The organism is Clostridioides sp. ES-S-0001-03 (assembly GCF_020676075.1).
Classification (GTDB): Bacteria; Bacillota; Clostridia; order Peptostreptococcales; family Peptostreptococcaceae; genus Clostridioides.
Genome location: NZ_JACVWJ010000024.1, coordinates 1 through 2,844, shown reverse-complemented (window position 1 = coordinate 2,844; position 2,844 = coordinate 1). Strand labels below are relative to the sequence as shown.

The 2,844-nt window shown below is 49.6% G+C and carries 1 rRNA gene; it reads right to left on the bottom strand.

The window, feature by feature from the left end:
• Window positions 1–4 precede the first annotated feature (4 nt).
• A 23S ribosomal RNA gene (locus IC174_RS20495) occupies window positions 5–2,844 on the bottom strand; the annotation flags it as partial.

Sequence of the window (2,844 nt, the reverse complement as noted above, 5' to 3'; positions counted from 1 at the left end):
AATATTGGTCAAGTCCTCGACCTATTAGTATCGATAAGCTAAATACATTGCTGCACTTACACCTTCGACCTATCAACCAGATAGTCTTTCTGGGGTCTTACCCTTGCGGTGGGAAATCTTATCTTGAAGTTGGCTTCGCGCTTAGATGCTTTCAGCGCTTATCCATTCCGTACATAGCTACCCAGCCATGCCCTTGGCAGAACAACTGGTACACCAGAGGTACGTCCATCCCGGTCCTCTCGTACTAAGGACAGGTCTCCTCAAATTTCCTACGCCTGCGACGGATAGGGACCGAACTGTCTCACGACGTTCTGAACCCAGCTCGCGTACCACTTTAATGGGCGAACAGCCCAACCCTTGGGACCTACTACAGCCCCAGGATGTGATGAGCCGACATCGAGGTGCCAAACCTCCCCGTCGATGTGGACTCTTGGGGGAGATAAGCCTGTTATCCCCAGGGTAGCTTTTATCCGTTGAGCGATGGCCCTTCCACGCAGAACCACCGGATCACTAAGTCCGATTTTCATCCTTGCTCGACCTGTATGTCTTGCAATCAAGCTCTCTTTTGCCTTTACACTCTACGTACGATTTCCGACCGTACTGAGAGAACCTTTGAGCGCCTCCGTTACCTTTTGGGAGGCGACCGCCCCAGTCAAACTGCCCACCTGACAGTGTCCCAAGACCAGATTCATGGCCTATGGTTAGAGTCCCAGTACTACAAGGGTGGTATCCCAAGGATGGCTCCGCCAAAACTGGCGTCCTGGTTTCAAAGCCTCCCACCTATCCTGTACATGTAGTACCAAGACCCAATGTCAAGCTACAGTAAAGCTCCATGGGGTCTTTCCGTCCTGTCGCAGGTATCCGGCATCTTCACCGGAATTACAATTTCACCGAGTCTGTTGTTGAGACAGTGCCCAAATCGTTACGCCTTTCGTGCGGGTCGGAACTTACCCGACAAGGAATTTCGCTACCTTAGGACCGTTATAGTTACGGCCGCCGTTTACTGGGGCTTAAGTTCACTGCTTCGATTACTCTAACAGATCCCCTTAACCTTCCAGCACCGGGCAGGCGTCAGCTCCTATACATCGTCTTGCGACTTAGCAGAAACCTATGTTTTTGGTAAACAGTCGCTTGGGCCTATTCTCTGCGGCCACCGTATGGTGGCACCCCTTATCCCTAAGTTACGGGGTCATTTTGCCGAGTTCCTTAACAACAGTTCTCTCGCGGGCCTTAGGATACTCTCCTCACCCACCTGTGTCGGTTTGCGGTACGGGTACCTTTAACCTCGATAGAGACTTTTCTTGACAGTGTGAAATCAGCTACTTCGCTACTAAATTTCGCTCCCCATCACATCCCAGCATTATCAAAGCGGATTTACCTACTCTGACTGCCTCAATGCTTGGGCACACATAACCAACAGTGTGCTTAGCTTATCCTACTGTGTCATCCCATCTCTCAAACGGTTATCGGTAGTACAGGAATATCAACCTGTTGTCCATCACCTACGCCTTTCGGCCTCAGCTTAGGTCCCGACTAACCCAGGGCGGACGAACCTTCCCCTGGAAACCTTGGGTTTACGGCCTGTGGGATTCTCACCCACATCTCGCTACTCATGCCAACATTCTCACTCCCATACTGTCCACATGTCCTTACGGTCATGCTTCAACCCGTATGGGAAGCTCCCCTACCCATCATTACTGATGCCGTAGCTTCGGTAGTAAGTTTTAGCCCCGGAAATCTTCGGCGCAGGATCACTCGACCAGTGAGCTATTACGCACTCTTTGAATGAGTGGCTGCTTCTAAGCCAACATCCTGGTTGTCTGTGCAATCCCACATCCTTTACCACTTAACTTACATTTAGGGACCTTAGCTGACGATCTGGGCTGTTGCCCTTTCGACTATGAATCTTATCACCCACAGTCTGACTCCCAAGTATAAGATGACGGCATTCGGAGTTTGATAGTCTTCGGTAGGTGCAATACCCCCTAGGACATTCAGTGCTCTACCTCCGTATCTCTCACCTTGAGGCTAGCCCTAAAGCTATTTCGGGGAGAACCAGCTATCTCCGGGCTCGATTGGAATTTCACCGCTACCCACAAGTCATCCCCGAGCTTTTCAACGCTCGTGGGTTCGGACCTCCACGAAATTTTACTTTCGCTTCATCCTGCTCATGGGTAGGTCGCCCGGTTTCGGGTCTACGTCAAGTAACTGAACGCTCAGTTAAAACTCGCTTTCGCTACGGCTCCACACCTTAAGTGCTTAACCTTGCTACTTAACGTAACTCGTTGGCCCGTTCTACAAAAAGTACGCGGTCACACAAGAAATGTGCTTCCACAGCTTGTAAGTGCAGGGTTTCAGGTTCTATTTCACTCCCCTCCCGGGGTTCTTTTCACCTTTCCCTCACGGTACTATACGCTATCGGTCACTAGGTAGTATTTAGCCTTGGAGGGTGGTCCCTCCTGCTTCCCACAGGGTTTCACGTGTCCCGTGGTACTCTGGATCATATCTGAAGTTTTCTCGTTTGACATACAGGACTATTACCTTCTGTGGTGGGTCTTTCCAAACCTCTTCAATTACGATACCTCTTCGTTTAAGATATGTCCGCAACCCCAATAAAGAAAACTTTATTGGTTTGGGCTATTCCGCGTTCGCTCGCCGCTACTTACGGAATCGAATTTCTTTCTCTTCCTTCAGGTACTTAGATGTTTCAGTTCCCTGAGTTCCCCTCATTAAGCTATGTATTCACTTAATGATACTTAGACATTACTCTAAGTGAGTTTCCTCATTCGGAAATCTTCGGATCAAAGTTTACGTGCAACTCCCCGAAGCTTATCGCAGCTTATC